Below are 18,237 nucleotides of genomic sequence, written 5' to 3'. Positions count from 1 at the left end.
CGCATGAATGCGGGTCCCGACCTCGGGGGGATGGGCCGGGACCCGCGGCACATGGGAGGCCACGGCGAGCGGCGGCCCCGATCTTCTGCCTTTCACCACCGGATGTGGAACGTTTCCATCCGGTAGCCCAAGAATGGCGACAGCTTACGCCCGAACGATCACGTTGATCCAGTGCCACAAGGCGGATCGTCCGCCGTTCGGACCACATTCCGCCCATCCCGGTGTGGCCGGATGTGGCCACACACGGCCTTACTCACGATGCCGCGCATCCCTTGTGACCAGCGCACTTACTGCCCGTCAAGCCGATTTCAGACCCGCTTTTCTCCCCCATTACGGGAGAAACCACTCCGAGTCGGGCGACGGCGGGCGGTCGCCCCCCGGGCCGGGCCCGCCGGGGGCGCTCACCGGACGCGCGCCGGGCCCGCCCGGGACGCTCACCGGACGCGCGTCCCCCGGCCGGACCCTCATGGGCAGGGCCTTACGAAACCGTTGCACGGCGACTATCTAGACTGCGTGAGGTCAAGAAGAGGAGACCCACGTGCGCAAGGTCCTGATCGCCAACCGCGGCGAGATCGCTGTCCGCATAGCCCGCGCCTGCCGCGACGCGGGGCTGGCCAGCGTCGCCGTGTACGCCGAACCCGATCTGGACGCCCTGCACGTGCGGGTGGCGGACGACGCGTTCGCCCTCGGCGGCCGCACCGCCGCCGAGACCTATCTGGACATCGCGAAGCTGCTGAAGATCGCCGCCGAGTCGGGCGCGGACGCCGTCCACCCCGGCTACGGGTTCCTGGCCGAGAACGCCGACTTCGCCACCGCCGTGACCAACGCGGGCCTGACCTGGATCGGTCCGCCGCCCGCCGCGATCACCGCGCTCGGCGACAAGGTGCAGGCCAGGCATATCGCGCAGAAGGTCGGGGCGCCGCTGGTCGCGGGCACCAAGGACCCGGTGTCCGGCGCCGACGAGGTCGTCGCGTTCGCCACCGAAAACGGGCTGCCCATCGCGATCAAGGCCGCGTTCGGCGGCGGCGGTCGCGGCCTGAAGGTCGCCCGGACGCTGGACGAGGTCCCCGAGCTGTACGAGTCGGCCGTCCGCGAGGCCGTGGGCGCGTTCGGACGCGGCGAATGCTTCGTCGAGCGCTACCTCGACAAGCCACGGCACGTGGAGACGCAGTGCCTCGCCGACAAGCACGGCAACGTGGTCGTCGTGTCCACCCGCGACTGCTCGCTGCAACGGCGCCACCAGAAGCTCGTCGAGGAGGCCCCCGCGCCGTACCTGTCGGACGAGCAGGTCGAGCTGCTGTACAGCTCGTCCAAGGCCATCCTCAAGGAGGCCGGGTACGTCGGCGCGGGCACCTGCGAGTTCCTCGTCGGCCAGGACGGGACGATCTCGTTCCTGGAGGTCAACACCCGCCTCCAGGTCGAGCACCCCGTCACCGAGGAGGTCTCGGGGATCGACCTCGTCCGGGAGATGTTCCGCGTCGCCGACGGCGAGGAGCTCGGCTACGGCGACCCCGTCCTGCGCGGCCACTCGATCGAGTTCCGGCTGAACGCCGAGGACGCAGGGCGCGGCTTCCTGCCCGCCGTCGGCACGCTGACCGCGTGGGAGCCGCCGACCGGCCCCGGCGTCCGCCTGGACACCGGCTACGGCGCCGGGCAGACCGTCCCCCAGGAGTTCGACTCCCTGATCGCCAAGCTGATCGTCACGGGCGCCACCCGCCGCCAGGCCGTCGAACGGGCCCGTCGCGCGCTCGCCGAGTTCGTCATCGACGGGATGCCGACCGTCCTGCCGTTCCACCGCGCGGTGCTGGACGACCCGGCGTTCGTCCCGTCCGACGACACGACGCCGTTCTCCGTCCACACCCGGTGGATAGAGACCGAGTTCGACAACCAGATCCCGCCGTTCGAGGCAGCCGCCGCCACCGAGCCCGACGACCGGCCGCGCGAGCACGTCACCGTCGAGGTCGGAGGCCGCCGCATCGAGGTCGTCCTCCCGGCGGGCCTCGGCTCGGCGCAGGCGGCCCCGGCGGCGGCGCGTCCCGCCAAACGGCGCGGCGGGACGAAGGGCGGCGGCCCGCAGGCGTCCGGCGACTCCCTCGTCAGCCCCATGCAGGGCACCATCGTCAAGCTCGTCGTCGAGGACGGCGCGACGGTCGCGGCGGGCGACACCATCGTCGTCCTGGAGGCCATGAAGATGGAGCAGCCGATCACCGCGCACAAGGCCGGGACGCTGACCGGCCTGTCCGCCGAGGTCGGCCAGACCGTCTCCGCGGGCGCCGTCATCTGCGAGATCAAGGACAGCTGACCGGCGGGGAAATCGTCCTCCGGAGGGCGGATTTCGCTGTGACGTGGGCAGACTGGAGGAATGAGCACCGCCCGCACGACCCGCCGAGGCGCCCTCGCGGTGATCGTCGCCCTGCTGATGTTCGCCCTCGTCGCGCCCGCACAGGCCGCGGCGCCCGCACAGGACGCGCGGGCCGACACCGTCGGGCAGATCGCCAAGGGCCTGCTCGACTCGCGCCTCTACGTGACGAGCGAGGCCGGGAACGCACTGTCGCCCGCCGACCAGAACGCGATCAAGACGTCCCTGGGCGGCGACAACGACGCCGACATCCGCGCCGTCGTCGTCAGCAACGGCGTCTCCCGGGCCGAGGTCAGGCAGATGCTCCCGGCCGTCGCGGAGCGCGTCGGCAAGGGCGAGACGTACGTGGCGATCACGGCGGACGGCAGCCGGATGGGCGGCATCTCCAAGAAGCTCGACGAACAGGAGATCAACCAGCTCGTCACCCGCACCAACGGCGAGACGCTGAAGAACCGGCTGATCAAGTTCGGCGACCTGGCGGAGCACAAGGTCGACGACAACGCCAAGTCCAGCGCCACCCGCGGATACGTACTGCTCGGGGCGCTCGTCCTGGTCGTCGCCGCGGTGACGGCCGGTCTCCTCGTCGCCCGCCGCAGGCGCCACGACCGCGAGGCCCGCGAGATGGCCGACCTGAAGTCCGGCGTCCAGGAGGACGTGACGCTCCTCGGCGAGGACATCGCCCGCCTCGATCTCGACGTCATGTCCCCGACCCTCGACCCCGACACCCGCACCGACTACGAACGCGCGATGAACTCCTACGACGACGCCAAGCGGTCGACCGAACGCGCCACGAGACCCCACGACATGCAGTCCGTGACCACCGCGCTGGAAGACGGCCGCTACTACATGACGGCGACCCGAGCCCGTCTCTCCGGCGACCCCGTTCCCGAACGGCGCCCGCCCTGCTTCTTCAACCCGCAGCACGGGCCGTCCGTCGAGGACGTGCTGTGGGCGCCGCCCGGGGGCGTGGGGCGGCTCGTCCCGGCGTGCGCGGCCGACGCTGAGGCCGTCCTGCACGGCACCGACCCGGACGTCCGCATGGTCCCGTCCGGCGGCGGCCGTCGCCCCTACTGGGACGCGGGCCCCGCTTACGCCCCCTACGCGGGCGGCTACTACTACGGCTACGGCGGGTTCGACCTGCTGGGCGGCATGATGGTCGGCACCATGCTCGGCTCGATGATGGGCGGCTGGGGCGACCCGGGCGTGGGCGGCGGCGACATGGGCGGCGGCTGGGACTTCGGCGGAGGCGACTTCGGAGACTTCGGCGGAGGCGGCGACTTCGGCGGCTTCTGACCTGGACGAACCGGCACCACCGCATCGACGCGGCCCCACCATCGGCCCGTCCACCCATCCCCGCGGGCCCGCACCATGCAGACGCCACGCCCGCGACACCCATGGACAACGCCCCGTTCCATGCGATGACCTGGAACTATGACCAGGACACCCGCCTCGGCCCTCTACTGGCGCATCCTCGGCATCAACGGCCTGATCTTCGCGCTCGGAACAGCCGTCCTGGCCGTGGCACCCGTCACGATCTCCTCGTTCGTCCTGCTACGAGAACTCCCCGTCCTGGCAGTCGGCCTGGCGGTGATGATGGCGGCGAACGCACTCCTCCTCCGCGCCAGCCTGGCCCCCCTGGAGGGCCTCACGACCCTCATGGCCCGACTCGACTCCCTCCGCTCCGGGGACCGCCTGGCCACCAGCCGCAACGGCGACCTCTTCCACCTGGTCGACCAGTTCAACGCCATGCTCGACCGCCTCGAAGCCGACCGCAGCACCAGCACCGCCATCGTCCTGGACGCCCAGGAGGCCGAACGCCGCCGCATCGCCCAAGAACTGCACGACGAAATCGGCCAGAGCCTGACCGTCGTCCTCCTGGAACTGAAATCAGTGGTGAACCGGGCCCCAGCCGATGTGGCCGAAGAACTACGCGGCGTTCAGGAGACCGTCCGCTCAAGCCTCGACGAGGTCCGCCATGTAGCCCGCCGCCTACGCCCCGGCGTCCTAGACGACCTGGGCCTGACCAGCGCCCTGACCGCCCTGGCCACAGACTTCTCCGCCACCAGCGGCCCCCGAATAGCCCGCCACATCCAACCCCTGGAGGGCCTGAGCCCGAACGCCGAACTGGTGATCTACCGCATAGCCCAAGAGGGCCTGACCAACGTCTGGCGCCACGCCGCCGCCCAAAACGCAGAACTCTCCCTAACCCAGGCCCCCGACGGTCGCATCACGCTCCGAATCGTCGACGACGGCTCGGGCCCGCCCGCCAAGCCCGGCTCCGGCATCCACGGCATGCAAGAACGCGCCATGCTCATAGGCGCCCACCTGACCATCACCCCAGCCCCCACCGGCGGCACCGGCGGCACCGGCGGCACCGGCGGCACCGAGGTAAAGCTTACCGTCCCCCCTGCGAGCCGCCGAACTGATGTGTGATCTAGATCACAGGTCTGGCCGGGTCCTTGATCTTCCAGCTCGACGATCTTCGGTTTACCTTTAATGAAACTTTGACGAGGTTTACCAGTGAGGTCATGATGCGCTTCTCTGACGATCGGCACCTTTTACGGCTGTCACGGATCATTGACAGAAAGTGGCGTCGTTCTCGGGCTCTTCCTGGCCTGCTGTCATTGGCCTTGGTGACCTCGCTGGTCTCAGCACCAACGGTCCCAGCGCAGGCGGAGGTGAAGCACGAGTTCGGTGTGGAGCAGCCACAGCGGGGCGCGGCATGGTGGATGGACGAACCCACCGGAGACGTCGCCCACGCGATCGGACCGGGCGGATCGGCGAACCCGAACGCCGACCTGGTCTTCAGCGGTGGCGCGACGTTCGGGGAGCCGGGCGACCTCGGCGCGGAGTGGGACGACCTCGCGATCCGGCTGAACGGTTCGGCACAATTCGCTGAGGTGAAGCCGTGGACGGACGCGGAGGGCAAGACGGTCACCCTGGTCGACACCAGCCAGCGGTTCATGTTCTCGACCCGGGTGAGACTCGCCTCCGTTCAAGGCGACCATGTCGCCGCCAGCCAGGCCGCCTCCGACGGAACGGTCTTTGAACTCGGTTGGCTGAACGACAGGTGGACGTTCCGGCATCGCAAGGCCGACGGAACTGTCCTGACCTCAGTCACGCGCGATATGGCGCAGGCAGGGGATGGACAGCCGTGGAGCGCCCACTGGGTTTCGTTGATGGGGGGCTATAACCCGTCCGCCCAGGAGATATGGCTGCGCACCCAAGCCGAGGGAAGCGTCGAGGTGTGCGACCCCGAGGCACCGTGGCTCTGCTCCAACGTGCGGGTCATGGCACCGGAAATCAAAGCGGCCACCACGACCTGGACGCCCGTGCCCGGCTCGGGGCCCCTCATCGTCGGCGCGACGCCCGCCGCCGCGGGCAGGAGCGCCTTCTGGAACGGCTGGGTGGACGAATCCCAACTGTGGTCGCTCGCCCGCACCGACGAAGCCATCCTGAACGTGATCTACAGCGAAAGGGCCAAGCCCGAGTCCGCGACTAAAACGCCGCGAGATTAGGGTTCTATTAGGCCTGTGCGGATTGCGTATTTTGTTAGTTCTAGGCGGTCGCGCATGCCTAGTTTGGATAGGATGTTGGCGCGGTGGCGGTCTACTGTTTTGATGCCGATGGTCAGGGTTTTGGCTATTTGTTTGGAAGAGTAGCCTTCGGCTATTAGTTTGATTATTTCTTCTTCGCGGGGGGTTAGGAGGCGGTCTGGGGTGTCGGTGTCGCGGGAGAGGTATTCGCGGATCAGGGCGGTTACTGCTGCTGGGTAGAGGAAGGGTTCGTCGCGCATGGCGGAGCGGACGGCGTTGAGGAGGTCGCGGTCGGCCACCGATTTGAGGACGTAGCCTGAGGCGCCTGCCTTGAGGGCCTCGAAGAGGTACTGCTCGTTGTCGTACATGGAGAGGATCAGGATTCGGACCGTGGGGTAGCGGCGGGCGATTTCGCGGGCTGCCTGTAGGCCCGTCATGCGGGGCATCGCTATGTCGAGGATCGCCAGGTCGATGCCGCCCTGCGCGCAGGACTCGATGGCCTCGGCGCCGTCGGCGGCCTCTGCCACGACGGTCAGGTCGGGTTCGGCGTCCAGGATCAGGCGTAGGCCCCGGCGCACCAGGGCGTGGTCGTCGGCCAGCAGTATCCGGGTCACCGATCACCTCCGGTCTCGTCCTCCATCGTAGGCTCGGCGGCGGCGAGAGGCTTCGCTGACCTGTAGATACATGGTTTCTCCTGGCGGATATGGGTGGTGGACCCGATATCGGTGTCGGGCGCGTCCGCGAAGACTTGGGGGTGAACGCGGAAAGGGGCGGACGCATGGCACAGCAGCACGGACACCGTCCCCTGCCCACGGCGCGGCGGCCGGTCTGTGACGGGCCGTTTCCCGGCGCCAGGAGGAGGGATCTATTCACCCGAGGAACGTGGCTCTCCGGGGGCCGGAAGGACAGTATGCAAGCGCGGGACATCGCCATACAGGTGCCGACTGTGAGGCTCACCGACTCGATCGCGCACGCGATCCAGGTGATGGCGCTCGGGCGGTTGCCGGGGCTCATCGTGATCGACGCGGAGCAGCGGCCCCGGCTCGTACTGCCGGGGACGCAGGTGTTGCGGCTCGCGGTGCCCGCCGCGTACCAGGACGATCCGGCGCTGACCAGGGCCGTGGACGAGGCGCACGCCGACGTGTTCTGGCACGAGCTGCGGGACCGGACGGTCGGCGACTGCCTCGGCACGCACACTCCCCGCCCCGTCGTCGCGAAGGAGACGGCGACGCTGCTGGAGCTCGCCACGTTGATGGCGCGGCAGCGCAGCCCGCTCGTGGCCGTGGTGGACGGCGCCGGGCTGCTGGCGGGCGCGATCACGCTCGATCGGATGTGGTCCGCACTGGCGTTGACCAGGCCCGACGACTGATTCGTAGAAGGGGCGGGCGGTGACCGCTACGGCGGCGCTCGCCGTTTTCGTCGTCGCCTTCTTCTTCATCGCCACGGAGAAGGTCGACAAGGTCAAGGTCGTCCTGATCGCGGCGGGCGTGCTGACGGTGCTGGGCCTCGCGCCGGGCGCCGAGGTCTTCTTCTCCGAGCACGACGGGATCGACTGGAACGTCATCTTCCTGCTGCTCGGCATGATGGTCATCGTTGGGGTGATCAAAGGGACCGGGCTGTTCGACTATCTGGCGATCTGGGCGGCGAAACGGTCTAAGGGCAGGCCTTATCGGCTGCTGGTGATGTTGATGGCCATTACGGCTGTGGCGTCGCCGTTCCTGGACAACGTCACTACGATTATGTTGGTCGCGCCCGTTACTGTGGTCGTGTGTGATCGGTTGCGGGTTCCGGCGCAGCCTTATCTGATCGCGGAGGTGCTGGCGTCCAATATTGGTGGTGCCGCGACGCTCATTGGGGATCCGCCTAACATCATCATTGGGAGTCGGGCGGGGCTGACGTTCAACGACTTCCTTGTTCACATGACGCCGATCGTGGTCATTGTTTTCGTGGCGTTTGTGCTGTTCTCGCGGGTGTTGTTCCGCAAGTCGTTCACGTATGACGAGCGGTACGCGGCGGAGGTGATGTCGCTGGACGAGCGGAAGGCGATCACCGATCCGGCGTTGCTGTTTCGGTGTTTGGCCGTGCTCGGGCTGGTCGTTGTCGCGTTCTCGCTGCATTCGGTGTTGCACGTCGAGCCGTCGATTGTGGCGCTGGTCGGTGCGGGCGTGATGCTACTGGTGTCGCGAGTTGAGGTGTCCGATGTTCTGAACGAGGTCGAATGGCCCGTGCTGGTCTTCTTCATGGGGCTGTTCGTGATGGTGTCCGCGCTCGGGCACACCGGCGTCATCGAGAGCATCGGCACCTGGGCGGCGGACGCGGTCGGCGACAACTACTTCGCGGCAGCGACGAGCCTGCTGTTCGGGTCGGCGGTGCTCGGGGCCTTCTTCGACAACATCCCCTACGCGGCGACAATGGCGCCGATCGTGGAGGGAATGGCGGAGGGCGCGCCGGACCAGACGACGGCGGACGCGCTTTGGTGGTCGTTCGCTCTCGGTGCCGACTTCGGCGGGAACGGAACGGGCGTCGCGGCCAGTGCCAATGTCGTCGCGCTCGGCATCGCCGCCAAGACGGGGCACCGCATCAGCTTCTGGCAGTTCACCAAGTACGGGATCGTCGTCACGGTGTTCAGCACGCTGATGGCCTGGGCCTACGTGGCGCTGCGCTACTTCTAAAGGCTGGGGTGGTTCTAGTAGGCGTGTTCGGCCATTAGGCGGCGGGACGCTTCGGTGATGCTGCCTGACAAGGACGGGTACACCGCGAATGTCTGGGCCACCTGGTTGACGGTCAGGTGTTGTTGGACGGCCATCGACACGCCCAGGATCAGTTCGCTGGCCCGGGGCGCCACGATGACGCCGCCGAGGACGATGCCCGTGGACGGACGGCAGAACAGCTTCACGAATCCGTCCTCGAAGCCCTGCATCTTGGCGCGCGCGTTCGTGAACAGCGGCAGCATCACCGTCCGGGCGTTGACGTCGCCGGAGTCGACCATCTGCTGCGTCACCCCGACCGCCGCCACCTCGGGGTCGGTGAAGATGTTGGACGCGACCCAGCCGAGCTTCAACGGCTGCACCGCCTCGCCGAGCGCGTGCCACATGGCGATGCGGCCCTGCATCCCGGCGACGGACGCCAGCATCAGCACGCCGGTGCAGTCGCCGGACGCGTAGATATGCGGCACGGACGTCCTCGACACCTTGTCGACCTCGACGAAGCCGCGCGGGTCGCAGCGGACGCCGACGTCCTCCAGGCCGATGCCCCGGGTGTTCGGGATCATCCCGACGGTCATCAGGCAGTGCGTGCCCTCGACCTTCGTGCCGTCCTCCAGTGTGACGATCACGCCGTGGCCGGACCGTTCGACGGCCGCCGCCCGCGACCGTGACATGACGTTCATGCCGCGCCGCAGGAAGACCTCCTGGAGGACGGTCGCGGCGTCGGCGTCCTCGGTCGGCAGGATCCGGTCGCGCGAGGACACCAGCGTCACCCGCGACCCGAGCGACAGGTACGCCCCGGCCAGCTCGACACCGGTCACGCCGGAGCCGACCACGATCAGCTCCTCTGGCAGTTCCGGCAGGTCGTAGAGCTGGCGCCAGTTCAGTATGCGCTCGCCGTCAGGCTCGGCACCGGGCAGCACGCGGGGCGTCGCGCCCGTCGCGATCAGCACGACGTCGGCGTCGATGCGCCGGTCGCCGACCGCGACGACATGCGGTTCGACCAGCCGCGCCGCACCACGGACGATCTTGACGTCCTCGTAGGCGAGCCGTTCGGCCACGTCGAACGACTGGGCGCGGGCGAGGTCCTTCACGCGCTTGTTGACGGTGGCCATGTCGGCCTCCAACGCGCCGACGATGCCGTCCGGACCGCCGTTGAAGCGGATGCCGAGGCCCGCCGACTCCGACATGACCGCGAGGCGGGTCGAGGTGGCGATGAGCGTCTTGGAGGGCACGCAGTCGGTCAGCACGCAGGCGCCGCCGGGGCCGTCCCGTTCGACGACGGTCACGTCCGCGCCGAGCTGTGCCGCGACGAGCGCCGCCTCGTAGCCGCCCGGCCCTCCTCCGATGATCACGATCCGGGTCACATCTTCCATTGTTTCCTATCGTCAGCGATGAAAAGTCCCGTCCGGGGTTCATGTCCGGGGCTCGGTGCCCTCGTTGTGGGCTTCCTCCCGGGTGGCGGGGACGGGTGGCGTAGCCTTGGGCAGCGTGGCACTGTACGCGGCGTACGCCTCCAACATGGATCCCGACCAGATGGCGAGTCGGGCTCCGCACTCGCCCATGCGCGGCACCGGCTGGCTGGCCGGGTGGCGGCTGACCTTCGGCGGGCAGGACAAGGGCTGGGACGGCGCGCTCGCCACCGTCGTCGAGGACGACTTCGAGCAGGTCTTCGTCGTGTACTACGACGTCCCCGCCTGGGACGAGAAGGAACTCGACGCCTGGGAGGGCGCGGCGCTCGGCGTCTACCGCAAGACCAGGGTGCGGGTGCAGACGCTGGACGGCGACGTGCTGTGCTGGATGTACGTCCTGGACGACTACGAGGGCGGGCTGCCGTCCGCGCGATACCTCGGCATCCTCGCGGACGCGGCGGAGAAGGCCGGCGCCCCCGACGACTACGTCAAGGACCTGCGGACCCGTCCGTGCGCCTCCCTCGGCGACTAGTGTCAGCGATGTGAGCATTGACGCCTTCGCGGCGGCGCGGGCCGCCGCCGACGAGTTGCGCGCCCGCACGTCCGTCGACTCCTTCGACGTCGCGCTCGTCATGGGTTCGGGCTGGAGGCCCGCGGCCGACGTGCTGGGCGACCCCGTCGCCGACCTCGCCGTCACCGACCTGCCGGGGTTCTCGCCGCCCGCCGCCGAGGGTCATGCCGGACGCGTCCGGGCCGTGGAGGTCGCCGGACGCCGCGCCCTGGTGTTCCTCGGCCGCACCCACATGTACGAGGGGCACGGGGTCGGCGCGGTCGTGCATCCCGTCCGGACGGCGCTGGCCGCCGGGGTCAAGACGGTCGTGCTGACCAACGCGGCGGGCGGGCTGCGGCCTGAGCGGCAGCAGGTCGGCGACCCGGTGCTGATCTCTGATCACCTCAACCTGTCGGGCGCGAACCCGCTGTTCGGCGCGACGTTCCTTGACCTCACGGAGGCGTACTCGGGGCGGTTGCGGACGCTTGCCAAGGAAGTGGATCCGACGCTCTCCGAGGGTGTCTACGCGGCGTTGCCCGGCCCGTCGTACGAGACGCCCGCCGAGATCCGGATGTTGCGGACGTTCGGCGCCGACATGGTGGGCATGTCGACCGTCCTGGAGACGATCGCGGCCCGGCAGGGCGGCGCCGACGTGCTCGGGATCTCCCTGGTCACCAATATCGCGGCGGGGCTGGCCGAGGAGCCGCTCGACCACGAGGAGGTCCTGGCGGCGGGACGCGCGTCGGCGGGACGCATGGGCGCGCTGCTCGCGACCGTCCTGGCGAAACTGTGAGCGATCTCCGCCGCGCCGCCGAGGAGTGGCTTGCGCAGGACCCCGACCCCGCGACCCGTGCCGAGCTGCGCGACATCCTGGACGACGATCAGGCGCTCGCCGACCGGTTCGGCGCGCGGCTTGAGTTCGGCACGGCCGGGTTGCGGGGCGAGCTGGGCGCCGGACCCAACCGGATGAACCGGGTGACGGTCATGCGGGCGGCGGCCGGGCTCGCGGCCTGCCTGCCGTCCGGCGGCCGGGTCATCGTCGGGTTCGACGCGCGGCACGGGTCGCGGCGGTTCGCGAACGACACGGCGGCCGTGCTCGCCGGGGCGGGGCTGCGGCCCGAGGTGTTCGCCGACCCGGTGCCGACGCCGGTGCTCGCCCACTTCACCAGGGCGTTCGACGACGTCGTGGCGGGCGTGATGGTAACGGCCAGCCACAACCCGCCTCGGGACAACGGCTACAAGGTGTATTGGGCGGACGGGGCGCAGATCGTCCCGCCGACGGACGCGGAGATCTCCGCCGCCATCGACCGTGTGGGACGCGTGGACGCACTGCTGCTCGGGGCGGGATGGCTCGTCCACGATGGTGCGGGTCTTTACCTTGATGCCGTTTCGTCCCTGAACCTCGGTACGCCTGATCCGGGGCTGTCGATCGTCTACACGCCGTTGCACGGGGTCGGACGGGACGTCCTGCTCGCGGCGTTCGAGCGGGCCGGGTTCGCGGCACCGGCCGTCGTCCCCGAGCAGGCCGAGCCCGATCCGGACTTCCCCACCGTCGCGTTCCCGAACCCGGAGGAGCCGGGCGCGCTCGATCTGGCCCTCGCGCTCGCCGCCGACCGGGGCGCCGACCTGGTGATCGCCAACGATCCCGACGCCGACCGATGCGCCGTCGCCGTCCCGGGCCCCGAGGGATGGCGTGTGCTGACCGGGGACGAGGTCGGCGGGCTGCTCGCCGAGCACGTGCTTCGAGAGACGTCCGGGGACGACCGGCTCGTCGTCACGACGATCGTGTCGTCGTCGTTGCTGCGGTCGATCGCGGCGGCGCACGGCGTACGGTTCGCCGAGTCCCTCACCGGTTTCAAGTGGATCATGAAGGCGGGCGGGCCGCCGGATGTGGCCGGGGAGCGTGGCGGGTCGTCCCCCCACAGGAAACCCGATCGGCTCGTGTTCGGGTACGAGGAGGCCCTCGGGTACAGCGTCGGCGACGACCGGGGCGTGCCCGTCGCGGACAAGGACGGCATCGGCGCCGCCCTCGCTGTCGCCGCGCTGGCCGCCGAGGCCCGCCAGGGCGGGCGCACGCTGCTCGACCTGCTCGACGACCAGGCCCGCCGGTATGGGCTGCACGCCACCGCGCAGCTGTCGATCCGGGTGGACGATCTGTCCCTGATCACCGCCGCGATGAACCGGTTGCGCGCCGCTCCCCCGGCGCGGCTGGGCGGGTGCGCGGTCGAGTCGTTCGACGACCTGTCCCACGGCGAGGACGGGTTGCCGCCCACCGACGGGCTGCGGTTCCGTCTGGCAGGAGGCTCGCGGGTGGTCGTCCGACCGTCCGGGACGGAACCCAAGCTCAAGTGCTACCTGGAAGTCGTTCTGCCCGTGGACGGCGACATCGCGGCCGACCGGGCGCGCGCCGCCGCCGACCTGGACGCCCTTCGCGCGGACGTCGCGGCGACCCTCAGCTGACCGCCGCCGCGATCACGACGCCGATCAGCGCGACCAGCGGCACGACCAGCGACGCCAGCGCCGGGATCGACCACGTGATCGTCCCCTTGGAGGGCTTGTCCGCGGCATCCTCCTTCGCCAGGGCGACCTTGTCCGGGGCCCCGGACCTGGTCTTCGGACGCTGCCGCTCGTGAAGGTCGTTCAGCTGCTCGGCGGCGAACGCGGCGGGCGTCCGTCCCGTCAGGTCGAAACCCGGCCCCTTGCTCTGCTCCTTGCGGGTGCGCCGCTCCGCCTTCGCCTGGGCTCGCGGCGACGTCTGGTTCACCCAGGCGCGGGTCACCAGCTCCTCGCCGTCCGGGCCGGCGAACCGGACCGTGACCGCGTTCGTGCCCTCGATCTCGCGGACCGCGCCCCACGGCGCCCACACGTCCCGCAGCGGGTTGCGGATCGTGACCGCGTCGTCGTCCCCGATGATCGCGGGCCGCAGCCCGGCGGTGTAGGCGATGCCGCTGCCGAGCACCAGCAGCGTGCCGATGCCGAGGGCCGTCAGCGAGCGGCTGGCGTTTCCGGTGATGCCGAACACCAGGTCGACGAGGTTGAGCGCGGCGAACGTCAGCCAGGCGTACGCCGCGACACGCGCGCCCGTGGAACGAATGGTCATGGCCCGATCATGCCAGGGGCCGGGTTCCGCTCCACTTCAGCTGCGCGAAACCGGGCTTGATCACCCCGTTGATCAGTTCGAGCCGCTCGGTGAACGGCGCGAACGCCGACTTCATCGCGTTCACCGTGAACCACTGGAGGTCGTCCCACCCGTACCCGAACGCCTCGACGAGCTTCGCGAACTCCTCCGACAGGGTCGTGCCGCTCATCAGCCGGTTGTCGGTGTTGACGGTGACTCGGAAGCTCAGCCGCCGCAGCAGCCCGATCGGATGCTCGGCGATCGACTTTGCCGCGCCCGTCTGGATGTTGGACGTCGGGCACATCTCCAGCGGGATCCGCTTGTCCCTGACGTAGTCGGCGAGCCGTCCGAGCCGCGCCTCGTCGCCCCGCACCTCGATGTCGTCGATGATCCGAACGCCGTGCCCGAGCCGGTCCGCGCCGCACCACTGGATCGCCTGCCAGATCGACGGCAGCCCGAACCCCTCGCCCGCGTGGATGGTGAAGTGCGCGTTCTCCCGCTGGAGGTACTCGAAGGCGTCCAGATGCCTGGTCGGCGGGTATCCGGCCTCGGCGCCCGCGATGTCGAACCCGACGACGCCCGCGTCCCGATACCGGACGGCCAGTTCCGCGATCTCCATGGACCGCGCCTGGTGCCGCATCGCCGTGACCAGCGTCCCGACCCGGATCCCGTGCTCGCGGCCCGCCCGCGCGAACCCGGCCAAAACGGCCTCGACGACCTGGCCCAGCGACAGCCCGTCCCGCAGATGCTGCTCGGGCGCGTACCGGACCTCCGCGTAGACGATCCCGTCCTTCGCGAGGTCCTCACCGCATTCGTAGGCGACGCGCTCCAGCGCCTCGGCCGACTGCATCACCCCGACGGTGTGCGAGAACGTCTCCAGATACCGCTCCAGCGACCCCGAGTCGGCGGCCTCCTCGAACCAGGCCCGCAGGTTGTCCGGATCGGTGGTCGGCAGCTCCCCGTACCCGGACTCGCGCGCCAGCTCGGCGACCGTCCCGGGCCGCACGCCACCGTCCAGATGGTCGTGCAGCAACACCTTCGGCGCACGCCGAATGTCCTCAAGAGTCGGCCGAACAGTCATCCCCCGAACCTACCCCGGCGCTCCATCAGATGAGCCGCAGATACCGCTCCGTCGTGGCGGTGGCGGCTTGGACGGCACCGGCGGTCACGGCCGCGGAGTCTTTGATGCTCCTCCGGCGGAAGACGCGGCGATTGCTCACCGCTTTGAGCCGGGGAGCGGGCGCCGCGAGTCCCGCGTGCAGGACGGTCATGGCCGGGCTCGACTGCTCCCGCGCGATTTCGGACGCCACTTTCTGTAGAGCCACACCGGCTCCGTCCACGAAACCATGCTCGATGAGCGCGGACAGGCCGTCCCTCGCCCGGAGCAGGGTGGTCACGCGCGTCGCGAGGTCGGCGTCTCGGTCACTGGACGAGGAGCCCAGCCACACTGTGGCGACGTCTCCCGCCATCTGGGCCAGACCCAGTCTGAGCCGATCGCTTTCGGCGGCACTGCACGCGTGTGCCAACATGACGCGCAACACCTCGACCTGCTGGGCGACCTCACCGGCGTCGTAACGGGGGCCGCGCTCGACATAGAGACCATCGCCGTCGACCCTGATCTTCGGGACCACTACAAAGCACCGTGGGTCCGTGAGGTCGGCGCCGATCAGCCGTGCGATGTCGCCCAGCACACCGAGGGGGTCACCAAGCTTGATGTACCACGGCGCGAGGCTCCCCCCGACGAACGTGAGAACCAGCTGGTCCGTCTGGGCTTGGAGGAGGACCGCCGTCCCGTACACCTTCCGGGCCCACCGCCGCAGGTCGCGCGGCCGTTGCCCCGGGAGCAGCAGAAGGGCCTCGTCGGCGAACGTGTGCGCGGGATAGTTCCCAATCTTGGCCGGAAAGAACACCCCCTCATGGGTCTCCAACATCATCGGCCGCGAGGGTCGCGGCTTCACCTGGATCACGCCCTCCCGCCCCACCCGACCGGCCGCCCTGACCAGCATTGTCGCCTCGGACCGGTTGTCAGTCGCGGCGGCTATGACCCTGATGAGCTGGTCCCTCTCCCGTGCCTTAGTGGCTGTGCCGCGGATCGTCTCAGCGGCCCAGTCGCCGTTCCTCAGCAGCTCGGCGCCGAGTTGGGCGGGAAGCACGCCGTCGACGCGCAAGAAGTCGAGCGCGGCCCTGATCATCGCTTGGGCCATGACGACGGCGGTGGCCGCGCCGTCCGACCAATCGCGGCGCATCTGGTCGACCAGCGCGCGGACCAGGTCGCCCCCGGGATCGGTTCCAGTGCCGGACCCGGCAGTGACCGCGCAGATCACCGCCGGGTCCGTGGTGACGGCGTGGGCACCTCCCGGTTCGGTGTACATGAATGGGGTGGGTCTCGGGCCGAGAGTTCGGGCGATGCTCGTGGCAAGCCGTACAAAGCCCTCGCGGACGTCGTCCGACGTGGATTGGGCAACCCGCGCCGAGGGCAGCGCCGTGGGCGGTGGCTCGGGGGCGACGCCGAAGGCCGTGTTGCGGGCGAGGGCGATGAGGCCGCCCGCGTTGCGGTTGCGCTGCTGCGGGGTCGGGAGCGACCGCGCGGCCAGACGGGCGTGGAGCCGCCGGTACACCGTCTCCATGTCCAGTAGCTCTGGACCGTTGGGAACACCCTCCGTCAGCGTCGAGATCAGTTCGCCGGTGAACGCCGTGTACCGTTCGCCCAGCGGAGCCAGCGCCTTGCGGGTCGCCGCCGTTGCCGTCAACAGGTGGGAACCGTCCACCACGGCCTGATCGGCGATCTGGGTGGACGCGCTCATGCCGGGGCCCAGGGCCCTGCCGCTGTAGCAGCAGTCCAAGATCACGACCTTGCGGACGGCCTGGGCGCCCGCCTCCAGGACCACGCGGCGCACCGACTCGTAAGGCAGCGCCGTGTAGGAGCGTTCGGGATCTGAGTCGGGGAGCGCCAGGCACAACTCGTCCGAACGCGGATCGGTCAGGCCGTGCCCGGCGTAGTAGACGATCAGCGCGTCCGTGGCCTGCCGGGCCGTCTCCCACAGGACGTCCAGGACCGCCCGAGACGACTGCGGCTGCGAAACCAGGACGCAGTTACTCTCCGGCAGGCCCCACAGCGCCGGGTCGGTGAACACGTCACGCAGGCCGGTCAGGTTCTGCTCGACCGCTGGGAGGGCGTCCAGGGTCTCGTACTGGTGGACGCCGATCAGCACCGCGCGTGAGGCATTCGGGTCGGGCAGCCCTGTCACTCAGCGCCACCCTGGAGGGCCCGTATGACGGCCTCGATCGCCTCAGGTGAGTCGGCGTCGACGGCGACGCGCACGCCCTCGTACTCGATCCACACCACGGTCCCGTTCGACGTCCGGCGGGACCCGATCCAGGACGCGACCGCGACGACGAGGCTGCTCAGCGCGATGCTGTTGCTCAGCACAACGTTGACCAGTTCGAGCGTCGGGCCCATGTCGCCGCGCTGCGTCGGCGCGTCGACGGCCGTGACCTTCGCCTGTCGGCGGACGTCCGGGTCGTCCGTCAGCCACCGATACAGGGACCTCAGTTCCGCCTCGTCCGACGCGTCCCCGATGCTGAGCCGAGCCTGCATGCCGCCGCCTCCCCGTGCCGCCACTACATCAACCGACGTGCGGGCTCTACCGAAGGTTCACATTCCCCGGACAGGGGTCATTTCTTACGTGCGAGGCCCGCGTAGTAGTACGCCGCGTGCGGGTCGGACGGGGGCATGTCGGGACGCCAGGCGGCGAGCGGCACCACCCCAGGATCCAGCAGCGTCGCCCCGCCGAACAGCGTCTCCACCCCGATCCTGTCGCGGCAGACAAGCGTGATCCCGGCGGCGGCCGCGGCGTCGACCGCCGCCGCCACCGCGGGCGGGTCGAAGTCCGCGGTCGGGTGGGAGATCACGACGAGGCTGCCGGGGGCGAGCGCGTCCAGCAGCGTCATCACCCATCGTTCGGGCGCCGAGTCGTCGGTGAAGTACATCAGCACCGCGACCATCGTCAGCGCGACCGGACGGGTCAGATCGAGCGTCCCGGTGAACAGCGGGTCGGCGAGGATGGTGTCCGGATCGGTGAGGTCAGCGTGGATGTAGGCGGTCGCGCCCGCCGGGTCACTGTGCATGAGCGCCCGCGCATGGGCGAGTACCAGTGGGTCGTTGTCGACGTACACGACCCGCGAGGACGGTTCGATCCGCTGCGCGACCTCGTGCAGGTTCGGCGACGTCGGAATGCCCGTGCCGATGTCCAGGAACTGCGTGACGCCCTCGGCGACGACGTGTCGCACGACGCGTTCCATGAACGCCCGGTTGGCGCGCGCCATCAGGGGGAGCGTGGGGATCGCGCGTGTCATCGCGTCCCCGAGTTCCCGGTCGGCGGCGTAGTTGTCCTTGCCGCCGAGCCAGTAGTCGTAGACGCGGGCTTCGTGCGCGACCGCGGTGTTCAGTTCCGGGAGGTTCGCCATGCCCTCGGCCTTCCGGGAGTCCGACTGCCGTGCTTGTCGATCTTCCCATGGCGTGCCACCGAGCGCGTCGTCCGGCCGATCCGTCACCGG

General features: G+C 69.7%; 16 protein-coding genes. 9 read left to right on the top strand and 7 right to left on the bottom strand.

Annotated elements, in window-relative coordinates; translation table 11 throughout:
• Positions 1-538 precede the first annotated feature (538 nt).
• The 4 genes from ABD808_RS24065 to ABD808_RS24050 all read left to right on the top strand — a co-directional run bounded on the left by ABD808_RS24065 (position 539) and on the right by ABD808_RS24050 (position 5,877).
• Entirely contained in the window at positions 539-2,302 is a 1,764-nt protein-coding gene (locus ABD808_RS24065) for an acetyl/propionyl/methylcrotonyl-CoA carboxylase subunit alpha (RefSeq protein ID WP_344900445.1), read from the top strand.
• A gap of 60 nt (positions 2,303-2,362) precedes the next feature.
• Complete coding sequence (locus tag ABD808_RS24060; RefSeq protein ID WP_344900443.1) at positions 2,363-3,652, top strand: hypothetical protein; 1,290 nt, start codon at positions 2,363-2,365, stop codon at positions 3,650-3,652.
• 138 nt (positions 3,653-3,790) lie between these two features.
• The gene (locus tag ABD808_RS24055) at positions 3,791-4,792 is read left to right on the top strand and encodes a HAMP domain-containing sensor histidine kinase (RefSeq protein ID WP_344900441.1); all 1,002 of its coding nucleotides are present in this window, start codon (positions 3,791-3,793) and stop codon (positions 4,790-4,792) included.
• Between the two features lie 26 nt (positions 4,793-4,818).
• Complete coding sequence (locus ABD808_RS24050) at positions 4,819-5,877, top strand: hypothetical protein (protein ID WP_344900439.1); 1,059 nt, start codon at positions 4,819-4,821, stop codon at positions 5,875-5,877.
• Here ABD808_RS24050 and ABD808_RS24045 read toward each other — a convergent pair.
• On the bottom strand, positions 5,874-6,509 hold the full coding sequence (locus ABD808_RS24045) for a response regulator (RefSeq protein WP_344900437.1): 636 nt from the start codon (positions 6,507-6,509) through the stop codon (positions 5,874-5,876). The genes ABD808_RS24050 and ABD808_RS24045 overlap by 4 nt on opposite strands.
• A gap of 323 nt (positions 6,510-6,832) precedes the next feature.
• On the opposite strand from ABD808_RS24045, the gene ABD808_RS24040 reads away from it, so the two are divergent.
• Both ABD808_RS24040 and ABD808_RS24035 read left to right on the top strand, forming a co-directional pair.
• Positions 6,833-7,264 carry a CBS domain-containing protein gene (locus tag ABD808_RS24040; protein ID WP_344900435.1) on the top strand — a complete coding sequence of 144 codons (432 nt, stop codon included), beginning with the start codon at positions 6,833-6,835 and terminating at the stop codon, positions 7,262-7,264.
• A gap of 19 nt (positions 7,265-7,283) precedes the next feature.
• Positions 7,284-8,567 carry an ArsB/NhaD family transporter gene (locus tag ABD808_RS24035; RefSeq protein WP_344900433.1) on the top strand — a complete coding sequence of 428 codons (1,284 nt, stop codon included), beginning with the start codon at positions 7,284-7,286 and terminating at the stop codon, positions 8,565-8,567.
• Between the two features lie 14 nt (positions 8,568-8,581).
• Here ABD808_RS24035 and ABD808_RS24030 read toward each other — a convergent pair whose 3' ends face one another.
• Positions 8,582-9,967: an NAD(P)H-quinone dehydrogenase gene (locus ABD808_RS24030; RefSeq protein ID WP_344900504.1), complete on the bottom strand. Its 1,386-nt coding sequence runs from the start codon at positions 9,965-9,967 to the stop codon at positions 8,582-8,584.
• Between the two features lie 124 nt (positions 9,968-10,091).
• On the opposite strand from ABD808_RS24030, the gene ABD808_RS24025 reads away from it, so the two are divergent.
• The 3 genes from ABD808_RS24025 to ABD808_RS24015 are packed head-to-tail and all read left to right on the top strand — an operon-like array spanning position 10,092 to position 13,022.
• Positions 10,092-10,544: a gamma-glutamylcyclotransferase family protein gene (locus tag ABD808_RS24025; protein WP_344900431.1), complete on the top strand. Its 453-nt coding sequence runs from the start codon at positions 10,092-10,094 to the stop codon at positions 10,542-10,544.
• 10 nt (positions 10,545-10,554) lie between these two features.
• A complete protein-coding gene (locus ABD808_RS24020; RefSeq protein ID WP_344900429.1) occupies positions 10,555-11,355 on the top strand; it encodes a purine-nucleoside phosphorylase in 801 nt (266 codons plus the stop codon).
• Positions 11,352-13,022, top strand: coding sequence for a phospho-sugar mutase (locus ABD808_RS24015; protein WP_344900427.1), 1,671 nt, complete (start codon positions 11,352-11,354; stop codon positions 13,020-13,022). Before ABD808_RS24020 ends, ABD808_RS24015 begins: the two co-directional genes overlap by 4 nt.
• Here the strand turns inward: ABD808_RS24015 and ABD808_RS24010 are convergent.
• The 5 genes from ABD808_RS24010 to ABD808_RS23990 form a co-directional block, all read right to left on the bottom strand.
• On the bottom strand, positions 13,015-13,662 hold the full coding sequence (locus ABD808_RS24010; protein ID WP_344900425.1) for a PH domain-containing protein: 648 nt from the start codon (positions 13,660-13,662) through the stop codon (positions 13,015-13,017). The two genes, ABD808_RS24015 and ABD808_RS24010, sit on opposite strands and share 8 nt — an antisense overlap.
• A gap of 7 nt (positions 13,663-13,669) precedes the next feature.
• The gene (locus ABD808_RS24005) at positions 13,670-14,761 is read right to left on the bottom strand and encodes an adenosine deaminase (protein ID WP_344900423.1); all 1,092 of its coding nucleotides are present in this window, start codon (positions 14,759-14,761) and stop codon (positions 13,670-13,672) included.
• A gap of 25 nt (positions 14,762-14,786) precedes the next feature.
• Positions 14,787-16,928 (bottom strand): caspase, EACC1-associated type, encoded by a 2,142-nt coding sequence (locus ABD808_RS24000; protein ID WP_344900421.1) that lies wholly within the window; start codon positions 16,926-16,928, stop codon positions 14,787-14,789.
• Positions 16,925-17,278 (bottom strand): effector-associated constant component EACC1, encoded by a 354-nt coding sequence (locus ABD808_RS23995; RefSeq protein WP_344900419.1) that lies wholly within the window; start codon positions 17,276-17,278, stop codon positions 16,925-16,927. The genes ABD808_RS24000 and ABD808_RS23995 overlap by 4 nt, the downstream gene beginning before the upstream one ends.
• Positions 17,279-17,355: 77 nt before the next feature.
• Positions 17,356-18,234 carry an SAM-dependent methyltransferase gene (locus ABD808_RS23990; protein ID WP_344900417.1) on the bottom strand — a complete coding sequence of 293 codons (879 nt, stop codon included), beginning with the start codon at positions 18,232-18,234 and terminating at the stop codon, positions 17,356-17,358.
• Between the last annotated feature and the right edge of the window lie 3 nt (positions 18,235-18,237).

The sequence above is a fragment of the Actinomadura meridiana genome (assembly GCF_039537545.1).
GTDB lineage: Bacteria > Actinomycetota > Actinomycetes > Streptosporangiales > Streptosporangiaceae > Spirillospora > Spirillospora meridiana.
Note: the sequence above shows the minus strand (reverse complement) of the source record. Positions and strands in the feature narration are given on the sequence as shown.